Annotated in this window: 25 protein-coding genes and 1 other RNA gene; 6 read left to right on the top strand and 20 right to left on the bottom strand. The window is 60.8% G+C overall.

Annotated features, from left to right (window positions below):
* Window positions 1–75: 75 nt before the first annotated feature.
* Window positions 76–798 (bottom strand): response regulator, encoded by a 723-nt coding sequence (locus tag ACTNBZ_RS00370; protein ID WP_441207660.1) that lies wholly within the window; start codon window positions 796–798, stop codon window positions 76–78.
* Window positions 799–844: 46 nt separating this feature from the next.
* On the bottom strand, window positions 845–1,381 hold the full coding sequence (locus ACTNBZ_RS00365) for an NUDIX domain-containing protein (protein WP_441207659.1): 537 nt from the start codon (window positions 1,379–1,381) through the stop codon (window positions 845–847).
* 215 nt (window positions 1,382–1,596) lie between these two features.
* On the opposite strand from ACTNBZ_RS00365, the gene ACTNBZ_RS00360 reads away from it, so the two are divergent.
* The 6 genes from ACTNBZ_RS00360 (at window position 1,597) to ACTNBZ_RS00335 (ending at window position 4,989) form a co-directional block, all read left to right on the top strand.
* A complete protein-coding gene (locus ACTNBZ_RS00360; RefSeq protein WP_441207658.1) occupies window positions 1,597–2,091 on the top strand; it encodes a hypothetical protein in 495 nt (164 codons plus the stop codon).
* Window positions 2,092–2,156: 65 nt separating this feature from the next.
* Window positions 2,157–2,627, top strand: a complete 471-nt coding sequence (gene smpB, locus ACTNBZ_RS00355) for an SsrA-binding protein SmpB (RefSeq protein ID WP_441207657.1) — start codon at window positions 2,157–2,159, stop codon at window positions 2,625–2,627.
* Window positions 2,628–2,652: 25 nt separating this feature from the next.
* Window positions 2,653–3,177 carry a peptidylprolyl isomerase gene (locus ACTNBZ_RS00350; protein WP_441207656.1) on the top strand — a complete coding sequence of 175 codons (525 nt, stop codon included), beginning with the start codon at window positions 2,653–2,655 and terminating at the stop codon, window positions 3,175–3,177.
* Between the two features lie 3 nt (window positions 3,178–3,180).
* On the top strand, window positions 3,181–3,480 hold the full coding sequence (locus ACTNBZ_RS00345; RefSeq protein WP_441207655.1) for a TIGR04076 family protein: 300 nt from the start codon (window positions 3,181–3,183) through the stop codon (window positions 3,478–3,480).
* Between the two features lie 108 nt (window positions 3,481–3,588).
* Window positions 3,589–3,934, top strand: a transfer-messenger RNA (tmRNA) gene (gene ssrA, locus ACTNBZ_RS00340).
* A 392-nt stretch (window positions 3,935–4,326) separates the two neighbouring features.
* Entirely contained in the window at window positions 4,327–4,989 is a 663-nt protein-coding gene (locus ACTNBZ_RS00335) for a stalk domain-containing protein (protein WP_441207654.1), read from the top strand.
* A gap of 339 nt (window positions 4,990–5,328) precedes the next feature.
* Here ACTNBZ_RS00335 and ACTNBZ_RS00330 read toward each other — a convergent pair whose 3' ends face one another.
* The 18 genes from ACTNBZ_RS00330 to eutC all read right to left on the bottom strand — a co-directional run bounded on the left by ACTNBZ_RS00330 (window position 5,329) and on the right by eutC (window position 20,127).
* Complete coding sequence (locus ACTNBZ_RS00330; RefSeq protein ID WP_441207653.1) at window positions 5,329–6,705, bottom strand: APC family permease; 1,377 nt, start codon at window positions 6,703–6,705, stop codon at window positions 5,329–5,331.
* 50 nt (window positions 6,706–6,755) lie between these two features.
* Window positions 6,756–8,225, bottom strand: a complete 1,470-nt coding sequence (locus ACTNBZ_RS00325; RefSeq protein ID WP_441207652.1) for a serine hydrolase — start codon at window positions 8,223–8,225, stop codon at window positions 6,756–6,758.
* Window positions 8,226–8,270: 45 nt separating this feature from the next.
* Window positions 8,271–8,960, bottom strand: a complete 690-nt coding sequence (locus ACTNBZ_RS00320) for a cysteine hydrolase family protein (RefSeq protein WP_441207651.1) — start codon at window positions 8,958–8,960, stop codon at window positions 8,271–8,273.
* 190 nt (window positions 8,961–9,150) lie between these two features.
* Window positions 9,151–10,251 carry a sensor histidine kinase gene (locus ACTNBZ_RS00315; RefSeq protein ID WP_441207650.1) on the bottom strand — a complete coding sequence of 367 codons (1,101 nt, stop codon included), beginning with the start codon at window positions 10,249–10,251 and terminating at the stop codon, window positions 9,151–9,153.
* Entirely contained in the window at window positions 10,244–10,975 is a 732-nt protein-coding gene (locus ACTNBZ_RS00310) for an ANTAR domain-containing response regulator (RefSeq protein ID WP_441207649.1), read from the bottom strand. The genes ACTNBZ_RS00315 and ACTNBZ_RS00310 overlap by 8 nt, the downstream gene beginning before the upstream one ends.
* A 187-nt stretch (window positions 10,976–11,162) precedes the next feature.
* Window positions 11,163–11,615, bottom strand: coding sequence for a EutP/PduV family microcompartment system protein (locus ACTNBZ_RS00305; RefSeq protein ID WP_441207648.1), 453 nt, complete (start codon window positions 11,613–11,615; stop codon window positions 11,163–11,165).
* Window positions 11,612–11,965: a BMC domain-containing protein gene (locus tag ACTNBZ_RS00300; RefSeq protein WP_441207647.1), complete on the bottom strand. Its 354-nt coding sequence runs from the start codon at window positions 11,963–11,965 to the stop codon at window positions 11,612–11,614. The genes ACTNBZ_RS00305 and ACTNBZ_RS00300 overlap by 4 nt, the downstream gene beginning before the upstream one ends.
* 13 nt (window positions 11,966–11,978) lie before the next feature.
* A complete protein-coding gene (locus tag ACTNBZ_RS00295) occupies window positions 11,979–12,524 on the bottom strand; it encodes a BMC domain-containing protein (protein ID WP_441207646.1) in 546 nt (181 codons plus the stop codon).
* 11 nt (window positions 12,525–12,535) lie between these two features.
* Window positions 12,536–13,879 (bottom strand): 4Fe-4S dicluster domain-containing protein, encoded by a 1,344-nt coding sequence (locus tag ACTNBZ_RS00290; RefSeq protein ID WP_441207645.1) that lies wholly within the window; start codon window positions 13,877–13,879, stop codon window positions 12,536–12,538.
* Window positions 13,880–13,897: 18 nt separating this feature from the next.
* Window positions 13,898–14,173: a EutN/CcmL family microcompartment protein gene (locus ACTNBZ_RS00285; RefSeq protein WP_441207644.1), complete on the bottom strand. Its 276-nt coding sequence runs from the start codon at window positions 14,171–14,173 to the stop codon at window positions 13,898–13,900.
* A 12-nt stretch (window positions 14,174–14,185) separates the two neighbouring features.
* Entirely contained in the window at window positions 14,186–14,884 is a 699-nt protein-coding gene (locus ACTNBZ_RS00280; RefSeq protein WP_441207643.1) for a hypothetical protein, read from the bottom strand.
* Window positions 14,877–15,551: a PduL/EutD family phosphate acyltransferase gene (locus ACTNBZ_RS00275; protein ID WP_441207642.1), complete on the bottom strand. Its 675-nt coding sequence runs from the start codon at window positions 15,549–15,551 to the stop codon at window positions 14,877–14,879. Before ACTNBZ_RS00275 ends, ACTNBZ_RS00280 begins: the two co-directional genes overlap by 8 nt.
* Window positions 15,548–16,318 carry a hypothetical protein gene (locus ACTNBZ_RS00270; RefSeq protein ID WP_441207641.1) on the bottom strand — a complete coding sequence of 257 codons (771 nt, stop codon included), beginning with the start codon at window positions 16,316–16,318 and terminating at the stop codon, window positions 15,548–15,550. Before ACTNBZ_RS00270 ends, ACTNBZ_RS00275 begins: the two co-directional genes overlap by 4 nt.
* A gap of 33 nt (window positions 16,319–16,351) precedes the next feature.
* Complete coding sequence (eutM, locus tag ACTNBZ_RS00265; RefSeq protein ID WP_441207640.1) at window positions 16,352–16,645, bottom strand: ethanolamine utilization microcompartment protein EutM; 294 nt, start codon at window positions 16,643–16,645, stop codon at window positions 16,352–16,354.
* 72 nt (window positions 16,646–16,717) lie between these two features.
* On the bottom strand, window positions 16,718–17,011 hold the full coding sequence (eutM, locus tag ACTNBZ_RS00260) for an ethanolamine utilization microcompartment protein EutM (RefSeq protein ID WP_441207639.1): 294 nt from the start codon (window positions 17,009–17,011) through the stop codon (window positions 16,718–16,720).
* 22 nt (window positions 17,012–17,033) lie between these two features.
* Entirely contained in the window at window positions 17,034–18,533 is a 1,500-nt protein-coding gene (locus ACTNBZ_RS00255; protein WP_441207638.1) for an acetaldehyde dehydrogenase (acetylating), read from the bottom strand.
* 54 nt (window positions 18,534–18,587) lie between these two features.
* Complete coding sequence (gene eutL / locus ACTNBZ_RS00250; protein ID WP_441207637.1) at window positions 18,588–19,244, bottom strand: ethanolamine utilization microcompartment protein EutL; 657 nt, start codon at window positions 19,242–19,244, stop codon at window positions 18,588–18,590.
* A gap of 10 nt (window positions 19,245–19,254) precedes the next feature.
* Window positions 19,255–20,127: an ethanolamine ammonia-lyase subunit EutC gene (gene eutC, locus ACTNBZ_RS00245; protein WP_441207636.1), complete on the bottom strand. Its 873-nt coding sequence runs from the start codon at window positions 20,125–20,127 to the stop codon at window positions 19,255–19,257.
* Window positions 20,128–20,133 lie beyond the last annotated feature (6 nt).

Genomic DNA, 20,133 nt, shown 5'->3' with positions numbered 1-20,133 from the left:
AGGCTGCGAAGCACAGGCGCGCCTCCTCTTCTTTTACTTCAGATCTCCGCCCCGCCGGGGCGGGATGAGCAAAACTTATTCTCCGCTGTGGAACAGGTAGCCCAGTCCCCGGCGGGTGATGATGAACTGGGGCGAGGCAGGATCATCCTCCACCTTCTCCCGCAGGCGGCGGACGGCCACGTCCACGGCCCGCACGTCGCCCACATAGCCCTCGTAATTCCACACATGCTCCATCAGGGCCTCCCGGGAGAACACCCGGCCGGGCTGGGAGGCCAGGAACTTCAGCAGCTCATACTCCCGCTGGGTCAGATCCAGGGGCACGCCGTCCTTACAGGCCACCATCTGCTCGGTGTCGATGACGATCCGTCCCTGCCGGATGCGGGAGGCGTCCTCCGCCGCCCCGTCCCGCCGGAGGGAGGCGGAGGTGAGCATCTCGGTGCGGCGGATGTTGGCCTTCACCCGGGCCAGCAGCTCCCGCATGGAAAAGGGCTTGGTGATGTAGTCGTCGGCCCCCAGCTCCAGGCCCAGGACCTTGTCGGTCTCCTCTTCCCGGGCGGTGAGCATGACGATGGGGGTGCTCTGCCCCTCGGCCCGGATGGTCCTGCACACGTCGAAGCCGTTCATCTTGGGCAGCATCAGATCCAGCAGGATCAGGTCGGGGTTCTGCTCCAGCGCCAGCTGGAGCCCCGCCTCGCCGTCATATGCCTCCAGGGTATCATACCCCTCCCGATTCAGGTTGAAGCTCAGGATATCCACGATATTTTTCTCGTCCTCTACGATCAGGACCCGTTTTTTCATGTCTCTTTCTCCTTAACAATGGGTTCCGGTCTCCGGAAGGCGGGACTCACAGGCCCAGCAGGGCCTTCACCTTCAGCACGGTGGCCACCGTCTTTCCGTCGGTGATCTCGCCGGACATGACCTGCCCGGCCAGCTGGGCGAAGGGCACCCGCTGATCCTCCAGGAACTCGTCCTCGTCGGGGTGGCTCTTTCCCTGATGGAGCCCCCGGGCCAGGTACATGTGGAGCACCTCGGTGCAGAAGCCGGGGGATACGTACAGGCAGCCCAGATAGGTCAGCTCATCGGCCTCCACACCCACCTCCTCGCTCAGCTCCCGCAGGGCGGCCTCCCGGTGGTCCTCGCCGTACTCCAGCTTCCCGGCGGGCAGCTCGGTGACCACCTTCTGGAAGGGGTAGCGGAACTGGCGCACCACGCTGACAGTGCCGTCGTCGAACAGGGGCAGGATGGTCACTCCGCCGGGGTGCTCCACCACCTCCCGGGTCACTGCCCGGCCGTTGACGAGCTGGGCCTTATCCAGCCGCACGGTGACGATGCGGCCCTTGAATTTCACTTCGCTGGAGATGGTCTTTTCCAAAAGCTCCATAGTATGACTTCCTTTTTCGCGGGATGCTCCCGGTATTTTTCATATGCGATCCTAGTTTATCACAAACCGTCCCGCCCCGCCACCCCGGAAGCGCAAATTGGGCCCCATGTGCCGGTCCAAGTCCAGGGCCAAACATTACCGCTGTTCTCCCGCGTTTTTTCCCGCTATAATGGCTGTGATCATGTCTGCCAAACGCGCAGTACAGGAGGCGTTCCATGAACATACATCCCATCGGTGCAGCCAGCATCGCTCTTTTTCTCTCGCCCGCCGACCTGGAGGAACACGGGCTTACCCCGGAGACTCTCTCCACCCAGCGTGCTCTGGAACTCACCCGCCGGGCCTGCCGCCAGGCCGGGCTGGCACTGGAGGGGGATGTGGAGATCGAGGCCTATCCCGGCGGCTGCGGCATCCTGGTCTTTGCCCACGCCAGTCCGCCCCGGCGCTGCTGGTTCTCCTTCGATTCCCTTCCCGTCCTTCTCTCCGCTGCCCGGGCCCTGCCCCACCCCCCGGAGGAAGCCGCCCTTTTCTGGTGGGAGGATGCCTGGTGGCTCTCCCTGCCCGGTGAGCAGGTCCACGCCGTCAATCTCCTCTCCGAATTCGGCACACCCTGCCGGGCACGCCCCTTTTTTGACGCCCGGGTGGAGGAGTACGGCATGTCCGTCTTCCCTTCCCGCGCCCTTCATCACCTGCTCGCCTGCTTCCCGGTCTAAGCCCTTGACAGGCGTGCTATAATAGTAACACATCAAAGGCACGCGGCCGGCTGGGAGGTGAAGCCATGGACCGGAAGGGCACCAAGCTGGTGGCCAAAAACAGCAAGGCTTTCCACGACTACTTCATCGAGGACCGGTATGAGGCGGGTATCGCCCTGGCCGGCACCGAGGTCAAATCCATCCGTCAGGGGAACGTGAACCTGAAGGATTCCTTCTGTCTCATCAAAGATGGCCAGATGCAGGTCCTTGGCATGCACATCAGTCCCTATGAGAAGGGCAATATCTTCAACAAGGACCCCCTTCGCCCCCGGCAACTCCTAATGCACAAGCGGGAGATTATGCGCCTGTTCGGCAAGGTCAAGCAGGACGGCTACTCCCTGATCCCCCTGTCGGTCTATTTCAAAGACTCCAGAGTCAAGCTGGAGATCGGCCTGGCCAAGGGCAAAAAGCTATACGACAAGCGGGACTCGGCGGCCGCGCGGGACGCCAAGCGAGAGATTGACCGCACCATGAAGGCCCGCAGGAATTACGGTTAACACGAGAGAAAGGATGTGTTCTCCCATGGCTCACAATCCCATCGTCACCTTTGAGATGGAGAACGGCGGCAAGATGGTCGCCGAGCTCTATCCCGAGATCGCGCCCAACTCGGTGAACAACTTCATCAGTCTGGTCAAGAGCGGTTTTTATAACGGTCTGATCTTCCACCGGGTCATCCCCGGCTTCATGATCCAGGGCGGCTGCCCCCAGGGCACCGGCATGGGCGGCCCCGGCTACACCATCAAGGGCGAGTTTTCCGGCAACGGCTTTAAGCAGAATACCCTCAAGCATGACCGGGGCGTCCTGTCCATGGCCCGGGCCATGCACCCCAACTCCGCCGGCAGCCAGTTCTTCATCATGGTGGAGAAGGCCCCTCACCTGGACGGCCAGTACGCCGCCTTCGGCAAGGTCATTGAGGGCATGGAGGTAGCCGACGCCATCGTCAGCGTCCAGACCGATTACTCCGACCGGCCCAAGCAGGACCAGCGCATGAAGTCCGTCACCGTGGAGACCTTTGGTGTGGACTATCCCGCGCCCGAGAAAGCCTGACCCATGGCGGAGGAATTCGGCGTTGAGATCACGGTGGAATCCATCTTCCAGCCCTGCGGGGCCGGGCATCAGGTGGGCGACCGCTGCCGCATCCGAAACGTGGACGGCGCGCTGAAAATGGAGGACTTTGACGGCTGGTGCCCTGAGCTGGTGCAGGCCGTCCTTCCCGCCTCCTTTGCCATGATCCACGGCGGCTCCATGCCGTGGGAGGACCGGGAGGGCAAGGTGCGCTCCGCCTGCCCCGACGGCGCCTGCCGGGTCATCGCCGCGATCCGGCGCATTCCACAGGAGCACCATTCTTAAAGGAACACCCGTTTCCCCCCGGCCCTCCGGGGGGAGGCGGATCTCCAATCATTTGTCAGCCCCTTAAAAGTCCTGTTCCCCACAGGGGAGCGGACCTTGCAGCGATAAGGGGGCGTACTGGTTTCGACGGGGACGTAGAGGCCGGAATAGCGGGCGGATGCGCCTAACATCCTTAAAATGGGCAACTTATAAATTAAAGAACAACGATAACGTCGTTCTCGCTGCGGCTTAACGCAGCCGTCTGACCGGACAGGACCACGGGTCCGGATCAGGCGTCGTTTAGTGGTGCACGTGCGTACGCAAAGCTTTGAGCGTGCCATGAATCATGAAGCTACCAAACCCTGAAGTGTGACGGCTCACGCCAGGGCACGGGAATGTAAATAACCGTCTGCGCCCGGAGAAGTTCTTGTTGAAGCGTTTTCGGACGGGGGTTCGACTCCCCCCGCCTCCACCAGCTCAAAAATTCCCATCACCGCTCTGTTTCCGGCTTCGCCGAAAACTGTGCCCTGATGGGAATTTCTTCGCTTTCGACTGCGACCCACTCCGTTGGGCTCGCAGCCGAGGGAGACGGCGTCTATCGAAAGTGGACACTGGCTCCACTTGGTCGCAAGCGCCATATGGCTTGCTCTGACTTTTTACAAACGCCAGATCCAAATCGAACCCGCCTGGCCGGGTCTTGATATTGGTTTGGATCCGACTCTGATCGGGCTTGTAATTGGAGAAGAGAACCGCTCCGGGTCTCGCACACCCAGAGCGGTCCAAGCATGTAATAAGAGAGCTCCTATTACAGTGCTATCTTACCATATAAGGTGTAGACTGGCAATTACTAATGAGGAGGAAATGAACATGAAGGAATGGAAACGCGGTTTTGCGGGCGGCGTGGCGGCCACGGTGCTGTGCTCGTCCCTGGTACGTGGTTCGCTGGCTGCCCATTATCAGAAGCAGGCAACGCTGGACTACACAGGCATCAAGATCAATGTCAACGGTCAGATCATTACCCCCAAGGATGCCAGCGGGAACACGGTGGATCCCTTTGCCATCAGCGGCACCACATATCTGCCTGTCCGCGCGGTGGCCAACGCCCTCGGTCTTGAGGTAGGCTGGGACCAGACGACTCAGACCGTCATCCTCACTGAGCACCCGGACGGCACGTCCACCGCATCCGGAACAGTGGTGCTGGACAAAAGCGGGATCAAGGTCACCTATCTGGGGATTCGTAAGCGGGAACTGCCTCTGGAAGGCTACGAGATCCGCCTGAAGATCGAGAACAGTACCGGAAAGGACTATACGGTACAGGCCCGGGATGTGTCTATGAACGGCTGCATGGTAGATTCCATTATTTCGGAAGATGTGGCGGCCGGGAAAAGTGCGACCACCTCCATCACGGTGTATAATGCTGAAGAGCGCGGCGTGACCGCTCCTATCACCACCGCCGAGTTCAAGCTGCATATTTTCGACAGCGATACCTGGGATACCTACTTTGATACCGACGCAATTACCGTAAAATAATGCGTACTGAACAAAGCTGTAAGCCTTGAAAGCCAAGGCTTACAAGGCCAATCAGCTTTGTTCGGGTGCAAGGTTTTCGGGCGAAACCGCCCGAAAACCTTGCACGTTCCGATAAAGCGCTACGGCGCTTCATCGGAAATATGCATTGTAACAATGCCTGAATTCGATTAAAAGGGCTGAGAATGGCCCTTTTAATCGAATTGTGCGGCTGCTGCCGCACGAATAAACCGCAAAGCGGTTTATTCAGCAGACATTAAAATAATCCAGATAAAAGCAACTCCCCCGGCGCAGGAGATGGGTCCTGTGCCGGGGGAGCCTTGTCTCTATTCTTTTTTCTGATTACTTGGCATCATCCACAACGCTGTCGGGCGTCAGGATGATCGGCTCAAGCTTGCCGGGGTTCTTCTTGCGGTAGCTCTCCATCAGGATCAGAACGATGATACCGATGGCCATGTAAGCCACCAGGGACATCCAGCCGGCAAAGTCCAGCGACAGGGAGGAGGCGATCACGACCCAAATGGAAACGATCATGCCCAGGAAGAGGAAGGCATTGCCGCCGGGAGCCTTGTAGGGCCGCTTCCAGTCGGGATGCTTCTTGCGCAGCATGTAGGCGTCAAAGCACACCATAAAGTACACCAGGCCGGCAGCGATGCAGGAGACGGCATAGATGTACTGGACCCAGTTCGTGGCGGAGAAGATGCAGAAGAACACGGAGAAGAGCAGGACCACGATGTTGGAGATGTAGGGCTGGCCGTACTTATTGAGCTTCTTGAATGCGGGAGGCAGCATGTTCAGCTGGGCGGAACCGTAGAGCACGCGGGCGGAAGAGGTCCAGAAGCCCATAAAGGTGGTGAAGCCATGCAGGGAGCCGGCGATCAGGGCGGCCCAGGCAAAGATCATCGGCAGGCCCAGGGAACGGATGAGCTCGGGCTCGGGCATCTGCATCCCGGCCAGCTCATTCCAGGGGGCCATACCGCCGATGGCGATGACAACGACGGCGTACAGGATGGCGGGGATAAACAGCGCGGACAGAATGACCTTCCACATATTCTTGACCGGGAATGTGGTCTCTTCGATCATGGTCGGCGTCATTTCAAATCCGATATACTTGATCGTCAGCACGCCGGAGGCCAGGAACACGCCATAACCGCCCTTGGGGAACCAGCCGCCGTTACCCAGAAGGTTCTCAGTGCTCCAGTGGCCGCTGGTGAAGAACAGCACGATGATGCACAGGGAAATGCCGATCATGGAGTAGAAGAAGATATTGCTGAGTCTGCCGGAAATAGAGATATTGAAATTGGAGATGATATACCAGATCACACACATCGCAATGGCGATCAGCATGGTCTGAGTGGTGGTGAACTCAATAAAGAAGCCAAGGGCCGTAGTCAGGATAAACGCGCAGATAGGGGGCTCGACGATCTGGATCAGGAACATCAGCCACTGCATGCACCAGCCGAACTTATGGTTGGTCGCGTTGGCGGTCCAGACCGCCACAGAGGAGGAGAAGGGCAGCAGCGCCACCATCTCGGCAAACGCAAGGCCCACAGGGACCAGCAGGACCGCCAGGATCAGGAAGATAAACGCTGCGCCGGGGCCGGTCAGGGAATACCAGTACGGGCTCTCCGCAAGCCAGCCTCCGATAACCGAACCGGCCGCGATCGAGATCAGGGTCATCATGCCAAGGCTCTTTTTCAAATGGTTCTTGTTTTCCATCGTTCTCCCTCCCAAATAGTTTCACAAACGTATCAAACTGCGGACAAGGATCACTCGTGTACTCTGGCAAACACCGCGGGTTCCACCGTGGGCTCGATCTGCAGCGTGAAGCCGTCGATCTGGCCGGTAAAGGGATCCACGTAATAGGACATGGGCGCGGTCAGTACCGTGGTATCCTCCTTCAGGCGGTGGGCCTTGAACACGTCATAGTGCCAGTGCTCCATTGGAACGAGCATATCCTTGAAGTGCAGGACCAGCTTCCCGTTCTCCTCCACAACATGGTAGGTGCCGTAGCCGGGATGATGGAACGCGCCGGTGTAATCCTCCAGGGGATGGCTGGGCTTGGTATTGGGGACGGGCGCCGGCTTGCCCTCGAACAGGTCCACGTTCCAGTGATAGTAGAACGCGTCATACTTGCCGTTCCACTGGTGGAGGCGGGCGCCCCAGTCCACAACAGGATCGCCCAGCAGCCGGTCAAACACGGTATAGCAGCTGGTCATCAGGATGGGCATGTTCAGCGGCTTGTGGACGTTCATGGCCAGCATAATCACGATGTTCTCATCCGGCAGGAAGCCCTCCAGCGTGCAGAAGCCCTCGATCTCGCCGGTATGCCAGACGAACTTCCGGCCCCTGTAGTACTGGACGAACCAGGCCATGCCGTAGCTGCCGTCGGTCTCCACCTCGGGGAAGCGCCAGGGGAACATGTGCATGGGGGCCTGGGTGTGGTGCATCTCCCGCATATTCTTCTCGGAGACGAGCCGCTTGCCCTCATATACGCCGTTGTTGAGATGCAGCGTGATCCACTTGAACATATCCTCCACGTTGGAGACCACGCCGCAGGCGCCGCCGGCCACGTCCATCTCCCACGGTCCCACGGGAACGGCGCCCTTTCCGTCCTCCCAGTTCCAATAGCCTTGGGCATGGTTGGGCTGCTCATACATCTGATGGGCGGAGAGGAGGCTGCTGTCCATCCCGAGAGGCTTGAAGATACGGGTCTCGATCAGGTGCTCCCAGGTATCTCCGGTCACTTCTTCGGCGATGGCGCCGATGGCGGAGTAGATGGTGTTGTTATACTGCGTAACCGTGCGGAAGGGCGCGTTGGGCTTCAGGTAGCGCAGGCGCATCAGCAGGTCCCGCTTTGTGATGGACGGATCCGGCCACATCGCCTCGTGGGGCGCCAGGCCTGTGCGGTGGGTGAGCATGTCCCGCAGGGTGCACTCCTTGGTGGCAAAGGGATCATACATCTCAAACTCCGGGATATACTTGCGGATGGGGGTGTCGTAGTCCAGCAGGCCGTCGTCCACCAGCATGGCGATCAGACAGGAGTTGAAGGACTTGGAGCAGGAGGCGATGCCGTAGAGCGTTTTCTCATCTGCGGGGAGCTTTTTCTCCACGTCGCGGTACCCGCAGCCGCCTTTCGTCAGGACCTTTCCGTCCTTCATCACGCCATAGCTGAATCCGGGGATCCCCCAGTATTCCATCTCAGCCGGCAGAAAATCAAACAGATTATCGTAGTCCATATGCTATCCTCCGAAGCACTTTTTCAGTTTGCTGTCCGTCCGGGATCATCCCAGGGCTTCCAGCAATTCATCCGTTGTAATCACATGGCAATAGATATTGTTCAGGATCTCCAGCTCATTCTGCTGGATCTGCTCTGTGGCAGCCCGGCAGGCGTCCTCGATCAGCCAGACCTTGAAGCTCTCGTCGGCAAGGCTGCGCACCGTGCCGGATACGCACTGGTCCGTAAGGACGCCGGTCACCACCACGGTATCGATGCCCATGTTGCTCAGCATCAGGCGCAGGCTGCTCCCCGTGAGGGCGCTGTCGGTGGTCTTTGTAATAACGATCTCATCGTCGATGGGAGCCAGTTCCGGAACGATGTCGCCCAGAGGATCTCCGGGAGGGATGAGCAGTTCGTTGTAGCCGGTGGCCTTCTGGTCCAGGGACCGGTCGCTGCCGGACTTCTTGCGGCAGCGGATCTGCGCGAAGATGACCTCCATGCCGTGGCCGCGGAAATAGTCCAGCATCCGCTTGTTGTTGGGGACCACGACATTGTCGATGGCCTCATAGAACTGCTCCCAGCGGGCGGCGTTGGCTTTTTCCTCCTCAGTGGGGTTCTCCAGTTTAGGCCGGGTGATGAACACGTGCTGCATATCGATGATCAAAAGCGCGGTCTTTGCAGGGTCGATCTCGATCTTTCCGTAGTCATGGTCATTTTCGTAGTAGAAAGATACATGTCTGTCGTTTACCTTCAACTGCCTCACTCTCCCTTCTGAATCTTAAACATCTATTTCTACTGACAGCGGCATATCTGTCAAAGAAATAACGCAGTTATCTGCCGCGGCATATGGGGTGGCCAAAGCGCAGCTGTCCCGACATTTAAAAAAAGCCACAGCAATCCCTTTTGTCAGGACCTGTGGCTTTTTTGCCAACACATTCCGTACCCTATTGTACGAAGTCATTATTCAGTTCATTGGCGAAGTCGAAGGATACCTTTGTTCCGCCGCTGCCCGAACTGATGCGGAGCCGCCCTTTCAGCTTTTCCTTTACCGTGGAGCGGACGATCTTCAATCCCAGACCATCTGCCTCTGTCCACGGAAGCGCGAAACCGCTTCCATCGTCAGAAACCGTCACCGTGTGGAACAAGGTTCCTTTGCAGAGCGACACATCGACCGTGCCCTCGTCCCGATCTTCAAAGGCGTGCTGCAGTGCGTTTGTCAGCAGCTCAGTGATCACCATCGCAACGGAGGTCGCCGTATCGGAATTCAACTCGATCTCATCGCCGCTCACCGACAGGCGGATGGACCGGTCAATGGGGATCAGGGCCTGGAGATTTTTCTCAATCTGTTCTATTAAAATTCTACTATTTATAAGCGTCATTTGCCCTGCATTTTTGGTTAGTATATCATGAATTGAGGCGATTGACAATACCCTCCCCCAATTTTCCCGCAAAATCTTCTTCACATTGGGGTCCTGACTCCGCCGGGCCTGCAGATCCAGGATACTGGCAACCAACTGCAGACTGTTTTTGACCCGGTGATGCACCTCCTGCATATCTATGACAGGCTGTCCGCTGGAAGCAAGCACCACGGGCTTCCCGTTTCCATAGGAATGGGCCAGCTGCTCATACTTTTTCTCCTGCTGCAGGGCTATGCTGACGTCCTTCTCGCGGATGAGGACCGCGATCACCCGGTCCCCGTCCCCGAAGATGGGGGCCACATTCTGCCGGACGGCTCTGTTTTCCTGTGTGATCGCCTTCAGGTCGCAGACCGGCATACTGATGGCCCGGGCATGGAACACAGCCGGCTCCCACCCCACCAGGGCCAGCTTTCCCACCACATCCCGGGCATAGACGCTGCCGCTGATCCGCGGCCCGGCCTGCGCCACCACGACGGCGGCCTTTTCATCCACAAAACAGTCGATAAAAACATCGGCGTCCGTCAAAGCCGCAATCAGCGGCAGCTGCTCCTCCACGGCCTCCAGCTTCCGGATCTCATGTTCCTTCAGGTCTGTCTCAAGCTGACAGATCTCCCTCAGTCTACCCATTGGCCCTCCCCATTTTCCTGCTGATCATCTCTGCAGCTTCCGCAGGCGTACAGCCGTTCTGCTTTGCAAGGGAAGAGATCTGCCGGTAAGCGGCGGCTTCCGAGATGCCCTTTTTGTGCATCAGCTGCTCTTTGACTGTATTCACCACATCTTTTTTCCCGATCTGCTCAATGACCGCCTCCGCAATGACCAGCATGGACAGCCGCTTGTCCATGGACATCTGCTGAAGCTTCCGGTATGCCTCCATCGGGGAAATATGGTATTGCTCCGCCATGAGCATCTGGGCCCGCTGGATGACCTTTTCGTTCTGCAGCCGCTGGAGCGCGTCCTTTGTTTCCCTCTGACTGGCATGGAGCCGGGCACTCTGGGCCATCGCCACTGTGATCGTGGGCAGAAGGAGCCGCGGCTCAATGGGCTTGACCAGATATCCGGTCACGCCGATCTGGCTCGCCTGGTCAATGATGGCCCGATCGTCATACGCGGTCAGCAATACGACGCAGTCCGCCAGACCCTCGGTTATGATCGTCTTTGACGCGGTCAGCCCGTCGAAAACCGGCATCTTTACGTCCATCAGCACCAGGTCCGGATGCTGCGCCCGGCAGAGTTCCACCGCGTCAAACCCGTCGCCCGCCTCGCCCACAACAGCAAAGCCGATGTCCTCAAGCATGGATGCGATGTTTAGCCTGGTGATCGGCTCATCATCCGCCAAAACAACCCGCTTCATAAACAAACCCCTTCTAAAAAACATCACAAGCGTGGTCCGTCATGCTGCTTTCATCCATATTTCCCGCAGCACACTACAGGTATTGTATAACCCGGACCGGGAGCATGTCAAATCCAATGAGATGAATCGCAAAAACAGCGGTAGGCCTGCCGCACATGCGGTAAACCTGCCATGGATCTTCTTTCGGTCAGGCCTCCTCCGAATATTCCGGCGGCTCCTGCAAATATGCCAGCAGCGCATCGACGCCTCTGCCGTCCAGGGCGCAGACTTCAAAGACCGGCGCCGCTCCGGCCAGCTCCAAAAGCTCCCGGGCATCCCGGAGCTCCCGCGCCGTGGCCCGGTCAATCTTTGTGATCACACCAATGACCGGCACGGGAAAGCCCGCGGCCTGCCCCGGGGAATACATGTACCTGCTCTGGGTCGCATCCAGCAGAAACAGCACCAGGTCAACATCCACCGACGTTACCATGAGACTGCTCAGGTAAGAGCGGTGCTCCAGGTATTCGCCAGGGGTATCAATGGTCTGATTAATGACCTCTATGGCCTGGGTCTTTTTATATTTTTGCTCCATACCGTTGAGCCTTTGGCAGAGCGTGGTCTTGCCGCAGGCGATGGAGCCCACCAGCATGATCTTTTTCATGTCCTTGTGATGACCGTGGGCGCGAAGTGCAGCGTGTTTTCCAGCACGTCCAGCACGTCCTTCAGCGCGGCCTCCACGCTGGCCACATCGCCGCCGATGACCAGGGAACCGTTAAACCGGTCCACAAAGACCACCTCCACGTTGGCAGCCTTTGTGGCCACGTCGGCGCCGATGATCGCAGCCTCGCTGGGCGTAATGGTCATGATGCCCAGCGCGCCCTCGTGTTCTCCCACCACACCCAGCTTCTTGTAAAGCGTGCTGTCCGGATTTGCGATCAGATGGGCCAGGGTCACCTGCTTGCCGGGGACGAATTCCTGAATGATTCTCTGCTTGCCCTCCGCTTCGATCATGGTCCCACCTCCCTTACATAAGACTGCTCAGAAGATCGCGGTGGGGGTTGGGGATGACGACGGAGGACACCAGCATCCCCTCCGCCGCCGGCGTATGGATGCCGCAGCTGACCGCCTCCCGCACGGCCGCCACCTCGCCGGTCAGGACCACGAAGGACTTGCCCCCGATCCCGGTCCCCAGACGCACGTCCACCAGGTCCACATCCGCCGCCTTGACGGCGGCGTCGGCGCTGTAGACCGAGGCCGTCACGGAGAAGAACTCCATTACGCCGACGGCGCGGAGCTCCTCCGGCATGTTGGTCATGTTGATGGCGCGGATAACCTGAGGGTGCACCGAGGGGATCACACAGTGGTCCACCACATGGTCCCCGCCGGCGGCGCATCCCGCTTCGATGGAGGCCTGGACCGCGGCCACATCGCCTGTGAACAGCAGGTAATACTTTCCGGGGCAGCCGGCCCTGGAGAAGATCAGCTCCACGGCGGCGGTCTTTAACACGATATCCGCGGCCTCGATCCCCTTCGCAATGCTGTTGAGTTCCAGAAAACCGATCGTTTCCATCCGTCTCACCCTCATTCCTTCACGATGGTTATCGTCTCGCCCACCGCGGTCACACGGCCGGAGATGCTGGCGTGGATCACCGCGCCCAGATCGCCCTGCCGGGGCCGCGCGATCTCATCGCCCTCATTCACCCTGTCGCCCACGGATACCACAGGCACCGCAGGCGCGCCGATGTGCATCCGGACGGGGATGGAGACGCGCTCCGGCTCGCAGCAGATCAGATCTTCCGCTTCATCGTTATAATAGGCGTGGACGCCGGCGCGGAACGCCACCTTTTCGGTGGGCGCCTTCCGCATCTCCCGCTCCGGGCTGGGCGTCCAGCTCTCTCCGGTGCGCTGATACCGGATCCCCCCGGCTGCCAGCTCCCGCTTGATCATGGCGTTGATCTTCCTGGGCATCAGGCCCATGGGACAGGCATACACCTCACAGATGCCGCACTCACAGCACAGCTGCGCGCTGCGGATATCCGGGTCGTCCAGCATATCCCTGCAATCGGCGCCGGAGGCCATCTTCCGCATGATGCGGTGGGGCGAGAGCGGGTGTCCCAGCAGATGCCGGGGGCAGAGCTGCGTGCAGTTGGTGCACTGGATGCAGGCGGAACGCGCCTGATTGAGCATCCGTCTCAGATCCACGGCGGCATCCCTCCCATGGCGGCCGTCCGCCGGGAGCACCAGGATGCCCGAGGTGGTCTTGGTGACCACTGCGGTATCCAGTTCCTCTTTCCGCACCGTCTTTCCCATCATCGGCCCGCCGGAAATCACAATAAAGTCGTCCGTTTTCGTCCCGCCGGCCAGCTCCAGACAGGTCCTGAAGCTGACGCCCACCGGCACGCAGAGGATGGCGGGATGGCGCACCTCGCCCGCCACGGTCAGGTATCTCTTCGTCAGGGGGACGCCGCGCATGGCCTCGTAAACGGCATAGATCGTGGCCACATTGTCCACCACGGCCCCCACCTGTCCCGGCAGTCCCGCCGGGGGGACCACGCGCCCGGTCACCTCGTATACGATGCTCTGCTCATCGCCCGCCGGATAGAAGCTCTCCAGCTCATGGACCCTGACGTCGGCCCCCAGACGGGCAATGGCCTCCTTCAGCGCGGATACCTCCCGGGTATAGTGGCTCTTGAGGGCGATCACGCTGTGCGGGATCCCCAGCTCCTTTGCCACGGCCTGGGTGGCCTGCACAATCTCCGACGCCATATTGCGCATGAGAAAGCGGTCGTTGTGCAGCAGGGGCTCACACTCCGCGCCGTTGACGATCAGATACTCAAATGTGCCCCTGAGCTTCACATGCGTGGGAAATCCGGCTCCGCCGCAGCCTACGACGCCTGCCGCGGCGATCTGGTTCAGCAAATCCATAATACGCGCTCTCCAATACTACTTTCCCGACCGGTCTACCTCCAGGGTATCGATAATGCCCACGATCGCCATGTCGGCCGGGATATCATCTCTTCCAAACGCCTTGCGGGCCGTACTGCCGGAGACCACCAGGACCTGTTCCCCGATCCCCGCGCCCACGGCGTCGGCAGCCACAAAGGTCCCTTCCTTCCCTCCGTAGGCCGGATCCTCCCGGACCACCATCAGCTTCAGGCCCTCCAGGTTCTCCTCTTTCTTGGTGGCCCAGACATGGCCCACTACTCTGCAAATAACCATATTGTCCTCCGTTCACCCGTCTCCGCGAATGACCTCCACCCTCGCTCTGGTAAATACATCCCAGGCGGAGGGGGTCAGGATCGCGTCCCCGGCCACGCGGACCGGCTGCCCGCCAGACGCCGCTGCCATGGCCAGCGCGTCCGATTCGGAAATGAGCCTGCCCACGCTGGGCCGCGCGCTGCCCTTGACCGGCTCAGGCGCCGGCGCCTGATATTTCGGCGGTCTCACCGGAGCCGTCTCAGGGACGGCCAGCCGCTCCTTTGCCAGCAGCTTCACGCCAAAGGCCTGGATGGTCCGGACATGTCCCTCCAGGAGCGCATACAGGCCGGTGCTGCCTTTCCCTGCGCAGGAGCGGTGCGGCAGCGCCGACTCCAGCAGGACCACCTCCACGCCGTGGAGCAGCGCGCTGACCACAGCACAGGAGCCGCTGTCCCCCGGCCTGCCAAGGGCGATATCCGCCAGCTGCACCAGGGTCAGTCCGGAGATGATGACTCTCTGAAAGCGCAGGATATTTTTGCAGCCCTCGTATTCCTCCATGCCGCACAGCACGGCGCCGCGTTTCAGCGCATCCGGGACGTCCTCAAGCTTTCCCACCACCAGGCACCGGTCTTTTCCCGCCGCTTCCTCCGCGGCGTCCTGCCGCGCCTGCAGCGCGGAGAGCACCTGCCGGGTCACGTCTTCCACCAGCCGTTCTATGTTAATCTCACTCAATGTTACACCTGCTCTCTGCCAGAATGCCCGTGATCTCCCCGCCGGCCGCCGCCGCATTGGCCTCGTCAAAGTCGATGTGGACCGCCAGGCGGAAGGTATCTTTCACCCGGACCACCACATCCTCCAGCGTCACCGGGCGGGACGTCTGAAGCCGGACGCTCACGGACTGGCCGTTGCGGACGCCGTAACGCCCGGCATCCGCCGGGGTCATATGGATATGGGCCTTCGCCGCAATGGCGGAGCCCTTTGCCTCCAGGATCCCCGCCGGGCCGACGAGCAGCACATCCCCGGCGCCCGTCAGGTCCCCCGAGAGGTTCACGGGGATCTGAATGCCCAGTGTGCGGGCGTCCGTCAGGGACAGCTCCACCTGCACCCGCTGTCTCACGGGGCCCAGAACCGCCACATTGTCGATGACGCCCCTGGCCGTGACGATCTTCACCCGCTCGCCGGAGAGGAATTCGCCCGGCTGGCTGAGCTCCCGCTTCCGGGTCAGCCTGCAGCCCGTTCCATAGAGCTTCTCCACCGCGTCCTCCGTCAGGTGCACATGGCGGGCGGATATCTCCACCGGAAGGGGATCGGCACAGCCGCCGGGTCCCTTTGCCGCCCCGGACTGCGCCAGGACGGAGGCGACAATATCCCTGATATCCTGTTCACTGTAATAGTTCATCTCTGTTTCCCCCGCTCAAACCGTCCTGCCGCTTCCCGGCAGAAAAGGATGTAGATACCGCTGGAAAGACGGTTGAGCCCTTCCATAATGTCCTCGCGCCCGCACACGCCGTCCCCGTCTGAAAAAGCCCGGGCGGCCGAGAGCTCCGCTTCCCGCACCTGCGTGCGCAGGAGGTTGAGCGTCACGCAGAGCTTTCCCATCCGGTAGTTCGGGACCGGATGGTCGATCCCCACGCTCTCCCGCACGTGGTGAGAGGCATATCGGAGCTGGGCGCTGTCCATCCCCAGGAGCTTTACGGCCTCCAGCGGGGTCTCCTTCACCTCGGCGGCCAGTATGTTCCGCAGCAGGCCCATCACCTCATCCAGGTCATCCGCAAGGGCCGGTTTTCCCTCCTCAAGGGCTGTGATCTGCACCTGCATGACCTGCGCCATCAGAGAATCCAGCCTCCCCCGGAACGCGATGCGGGGATGGGTCTTTGGGACCAGGAGATTGCCCCGCAAATGCGTCATATTCTCGCCCTTGGTATCGGTCTCCCCACCTGTCACGGCGTTCCGGTAGCGGACCTTCCCGCCCCGGCGGGGCATGGGGTCCACCGGCATCCGCTCAAAGGAGGGCTCCTCGTCCCAGCAGAGCTGAATGTTTTTCTCGCGGATAAAATCCCGGGCGGCCGGCGTCAGGATGGTCCCCTGCCGCACATGGTACGTGCCGCCGCTTCCGGGGCGCCACCATGCGCGCAGTTCCACATCGCTCAAAAGCTCCTTCTTCACGTGCGCACCGCCTCTCCCGCTGCCGCGGCCTGATTACTCTGCCGTTCCTTCCAGCGTGGGAAGGATGAACTCCACGTCGCTGTGGGGACGGGGGATCACATGGACGCTGACCAGCTCTCCCACCCGGGAGGCCGCGGCCGCCCCGGCGTCGGTGGCTGCCTTCACGGCGCCCACGTCGCCCCGGACCATCACCGTCACAAGACCGCCGCCCACATGGACCTTGCCGATCAGCCGGACGTTTGCCGCTTTCACCATGGCGTCGGCGGCCTCGATGGAGCCCACCAGTCCCTTTGTTTCCACCATGCCCAGTGCCTGCAGATTCGCCATTATCATATCCTCCTACACATCATTTCATATGGGTCCGTGTCCGTTTGCATGCGATGCATTGGTTTTCGCCGCTCAGCGGCTGCTGTTCTCCAGCGTGGGCAGGATGAACTCCACCTCGTCGTGGGGCCTGGGGATGACGTGCACGCTGACCAGCTCCCCCACCCGGGAGGCCGCGGCCGCGCCGGCGTCGGTGGCGGCCTTCACAGCGCCCACATCGCCCCGGACCATCACCGTCACAAGGCCGCCGCCCACATGGACCTTGCCGATCAGATGCACATTCGCCGCCTTTACCATGGCATCAGCGGCCTCGATGGAGCCTACCAGTCCCTTTGTTTCGATCATGCCAAGCGCCTGTAAAGTTTCCATAATTCGTTCCTCCATTCAGTATTCATTCCGATCTTGTCAGCCGTGCAATCACAGAGCGGGTGATCTCCTCGATCTCCGCCCTGGTGAGGGAGGACGCGCCGCCTGCGGGCCGTTTCTCCTCTTCGCCGCGGTGGGATACCGGGGGTACGGATGCTCCGCGCAGCTCGTCCAGTTCCCGGACGCCATACGCCACCCGCCGTATGTTCAAAAGATTCATGGGCCCCACATTGTCCGAGGTCGCGCTGCCGCCCACGGCGCCGCAGCCCAGCGTCAAGGCCGGCGGAAGGCCGGTGGTGGCCCCCACTCCGCCGAGGGCCCCCGGCGTATTCACCAGCAAACGGGAGACAGGCTTTTTCAGCGCGAATTCCCGGATCACGCTCTTGTCCTGGCTGTGGATGGTCATCGTGTGGCCCTTGCCCTCGTTAAACAGGATCTCCATGCAGCGTTTGCAGGCGCTCTCCCAGTTATCCTCCACATAGTAGGCCAGGATGGGGCAGAGCTTCTCTCGGGAATAGGGATTGTCCTTCCCCACCGTGGTCTGGCGGGAGAGCAGGACCCGCGTGCCTTCCGGAATACGGATGCCGGCCATGTCCGCGATGGTCTGTGCGGTACGGCCCACGATCTTTGGGTTCATCGTTCCGTTGGCCCGCATGATGAACCGGCTCACCTTTTCGCTCTCCTCCGGCGTCATGAAATAGCCGCCCTGCTTTTCGATCTCGGCGGCCACCAGGCTGCTGATGCATTTCTCGGTGACGATGCTCTGCTCCGAGGCGCAGATGGTCCCGTTATCAAAGGTCTTGCTGTCAAAGATCCTGCGCACAGCCGCGGGGATATCGGCCGATTTTTCAATATATGCCGGACCATTGCCCGGTCCCACGCCCAGCGCCGGGTTTCCGGAGCTGTATGCCGCCCGGACCATGGCCTCGCCGCCGGTGGCGAGGATGATGCCGATGTCCGGGTGCCGGAGCAGGGCGTTGGTGCCCTCCATAGACGGCGTGGTGATGCACTGCACCAGCCCGTCCGGCGCGCCCGCCGCCTTGGCGGCCTGCATCACAATCTTATAGGTCTCCAAAATACAATTCTTGGCGTTGGGGTGCGGGCTGATCACAATGGAGTTGCCCGCCTTCAGCGAGATGAGGCATTTGTACATCACGGTGGACGTCGGGTTGGTGGAGGGGATCAGGGCGGCCACCACGCCCATGGGCACGGCCACCTCCATAACGCCGGTCTGTTGGTTTTCGCTGAGAATCCCCACCGTCCGCAGGTCCTTGATGCTCTCATAGGTGATGGTACTGCCCAGCTGGTTTTTCAGTACCTTGTCCTGCCAGACGCCGAAGCCCGTCTCCTCCACCGCCAGCTTCGCCAGGCGCTCCGCCTGAGCGGCGCAGGCCTCAGAGACCGCCTTCACAATCCGGTCTACCTGTTCCTGCGTATAGGACGCGTACTCGCCCTGCGCCTGCCTGGCCTTTGCCACCAGGTTTCGGACTTCCTGTATCGAACGCAAATCTCTGTCAAATTCCAACTATCATCGCTCCTCTCTTTCTATAATCTGTTCCCCCACTGTGAAAAGGCGGTTTTATCCGTATGCCACGGGACTCCCGGCGACTCCGCACACCGCCTGGGCAAAGGCCGCGCAGGCCGCCTTGCAGGCCGCCTGATCGCCGGTGAGAAGGCCGCCTGCAAAGTTGGTCTCCGTCGGCGGGCCATAGAAGAGGCCCAGTCTTACATCCGCCGCCTTCAGCGCCGCGTCCAGTCCCACGATCGCCTCCGCAGGAGGCGCGATCAGATACGCCATGGCCCCGCCCTCCGCCGCACCGGCTTTTTCCGAGAGGTAGGACCCGGTGCGGGAGATACAGTGGGCAAAATACACGATGGAATCGTCGTCATTGGCACTGTAAAAGCAGGCCTCCTCCCGCGCATAGCGGACAGCGGCTTCCAGGCCGCTGCGCACCTCGGCAGGGTCCTCTCCCGCCAGGATGCCGATAAACTCGCCCGCCAGTTTCGTACTGGCGTTGCCGGAGCCCGCATACATGCTGCTGGCGTAGGCCACCCGGACATTGGCCCGCTTGGTCGCCTCGTCCAGCGCCGCGTAGGACACGTCGTCGCAGTCCGTTGTAAGGATGCCGAGGCTGCGAAGTTCCCGGGGCAGCGCCAGCTTTTCCAAAAGGGCGGGATCGGCATTGGGGATCATCTGTACACTGAGAACGGTCGTCCTTATCGCATCGCCGCGCATCTCTCACCTCTCATTTCACCAAATCGACTCCGCTTGCCTTTTGCTCCAGGATCTGGGCGATGACCTCCACGATGTAGGCGCCGGCCTCCACTGCGGAGAGGCCGTCCTTATGGATGTTGGAGACCACCGTGCGCTTTGCCTCGGGCATGCCCACATAGGCGTTGTAGGCAATATAGGCGCTCATGCTCTCCGCCGTGGCCAGGCCCGGCCGCTCCCCGATGAGCACGCACACTACCCTGGCGCCCAGCACCTCGGACACCTGGTCCTCCGCCGCCACCCGGCCAAAGCGCAGATAGAACGGCGTTCCCACCTTCAGGCCCCTGGCCTGAAGTCCGTCCATCAGGATGGGCAGGATCTTTTCCAGGTTGGCTTCAATGGCGGAGGAGCTCAGTCCGTCCGCCGCGAAGATCTGCACGTCTGGATTGGGCACGCAGGCGCTCCGAATGGCCTTTTCCGCCTCCCCACTGAGCGTTCTTCCAAGGTCGGGGCGGGTGACATAGGTATCCTTGCAGTCGCACATGGTCTGCACGGTCATAAGCCCCATGCGCTCCGTAAGCTCAGGGCTCACGTCGGTAAAAACCGAGTCCCGGGCCTTTGCGTGGTCTGCCCGCATAGCCAGCATGGTCTGGGTATTGAGCCGCGGACCGGCGCGGCCCACGCCGATGCGGGCGTTGGTGTACCGCTTCATCCGCAGCAGCGCCTCCATATCCTGCGGGTCCCGCAGCAGCGGCTTTGCCTTGCAGGACGGGGAGGTGATATCCTCCGGCCCCTCCGCCGTCCCGGGCGCCGGGTCCTCTTTTTCCGGCAGGATCACATATCCCCGTTCCTTCAGCTGCCGCATCACCTCTTCCGTGATGCGGCTGACCAGCCGTTTATCTACCAAGCATCC

Origin of the sequence: Pseudoflavonifractor sp. HCP28S3_F10 (assembly GCF_052065415.1) — a bacterium.
In the GTDB taxonomy this organism is placed as follows: Bacteria; Bacillota; Clostridia; order Oscillospirales; family Oscillospiraceae; genus Pseudoflavonifractor_A.
Note: the sequence above shows the minus strand (reverse complement) of the source record. Positions and strands in the feature narration are given on the sequence as shown.

Coding starts and splice junctions, on each gene's coding strand:
- smpB (WP_441207657.1), top strand. CDS start 2,157: ATGGACCGGAAGGGCACCAAGCTGGTGGCCAAAAACAGCAAGGCTTTC.
- eutM (WP_441207640.1), bottom strand. CDS start 16,645: ATGGCGAATCTGCAGGCACTGGGCATGGTGGAAACAAAGGGACTGGTG.
- eutL (WP_441207637.1), bottom strand. CDS start 19,244: ATGCGCGGCGATGCGATAAGGACGACCGTTCTCAGTGTACAGATGATC.
- ACTNBZ_RS00315 (WP_441207650.1), bottom strand. CDS start 10,251: ATGGGTAGACTGAGGGAGATCTGTCAGCTTGAGACAGACCTGAAGGAA.
- ACTNBZ_RS00330 (WP_441207653.1), bottom strand. CDS start 6,705: ATGGAAAACAAGAACCATTTGAAAAAGAGCCTTGGCATGATGACCCTG.
- ACTNBZ_RS00275 (WP_441207642.1), bottom strand. CDS start 15,551: ATGAACTATTACAGTGAACAGGATATCAGGGATATTGTCGCCTCCGTC.
- ACTNBZ_RS00350 (WP_441207656.1), top strand. CDS start 2,653: ATGGCTCACAATCCCATCGTCACCTTTGAGATGGAGAACGGCGGCAAG.
- ACTNBZ_RS00295 (WP_441207646.1), bottom strand. CDS start 12,524: ATGGAAACGATCGGTTTTCTGGAACTCAACAGCATTGCGAAGGGGATC.
- eutM (WP_441207639.1), bottom strand. CDS start 17,011: ATGGAAACTTTACAGGCGCTTGGCATGATCGAAACAAAGGGACTGGTA.
- ACTNBZ_RS00300 (WP_441207647.1), bottom strand. CDS start 11,965: ATGATCGAAGCGGAGGGCAAGCAGAGAATCATTCAGGAATTCGTCCCC.
- ACTNBZ_RS00310 (WP_441207649.1), bottom strand. CDS start 10,975: ATGAAGCGGGTTGTTTTGGCGGATGATGAGCCGATCACCAGGCTAAAC.
- ACTNBZ_RS00360 (WP_441207658.1), top strand. CDS start 1,597: ATGAACATACATCCCATCGGTGCAGCCAGCATCGCTCTTTTTCTCTCG.
- ACTNBZ_RS00285 (WP_441207644.1), bottom strand. CDS start 14,173: ATGGTTATTTGCAGAGTAGTGGGCCATGTCTGGGCCACCAAGAAAGAG.
- ACTNBZ_RS00335 (WP_441207654.1), top strand. CDS start 4,327: ATGAAGGAATGGAAACGCGGTTTTGCGGGCGGCGTGGCGGCCACGGTG.
- ACTNBZ_RS00345 (WP_441207655.1), top strand. CDS start 3,181: ATGGCGGAGGAATTCGGCGTTGAGATCACGGTGGAATCCATCTTCCAG.
- ACTNBZ_RS00305 (WP_441207648.1), bottom strand. CDS start 11,615: ATGAAAAAGATCATGCTGGTGGGCTCCATCGCCTGCGGCAAGACCACG.
- ACTNBZ_RS00370 (WP_441207660.1), bottom strand. CDS start 798: ATGAAAAAACGGGTCCTGATCGTAGAGGACGAGAAAAATATCGTGGAT.
- ACTNBZ_RS00325 (WP_441207652.1), bottom strand. CDS start 8,225: ATGGACTACGATAATCTGTTTGATTTTCTGCCGGCTGAGATGGAATAC.
- ACTNBZ_RS00365 (WP_441207659.1), bottom strand. CDS start 1,381: ATGGAGCTTTTGGAAAAGACCATCTCCAGCGAAGTGAAATTCAAGGGC.
- ACTNBZ_RS00290 (WP_441207645.1), bottom strand. CDS start 13,879: ATGGATTTGCTGAACCAGATCGCCGCGGCAGGCGTCGTAGGCTGCGGC.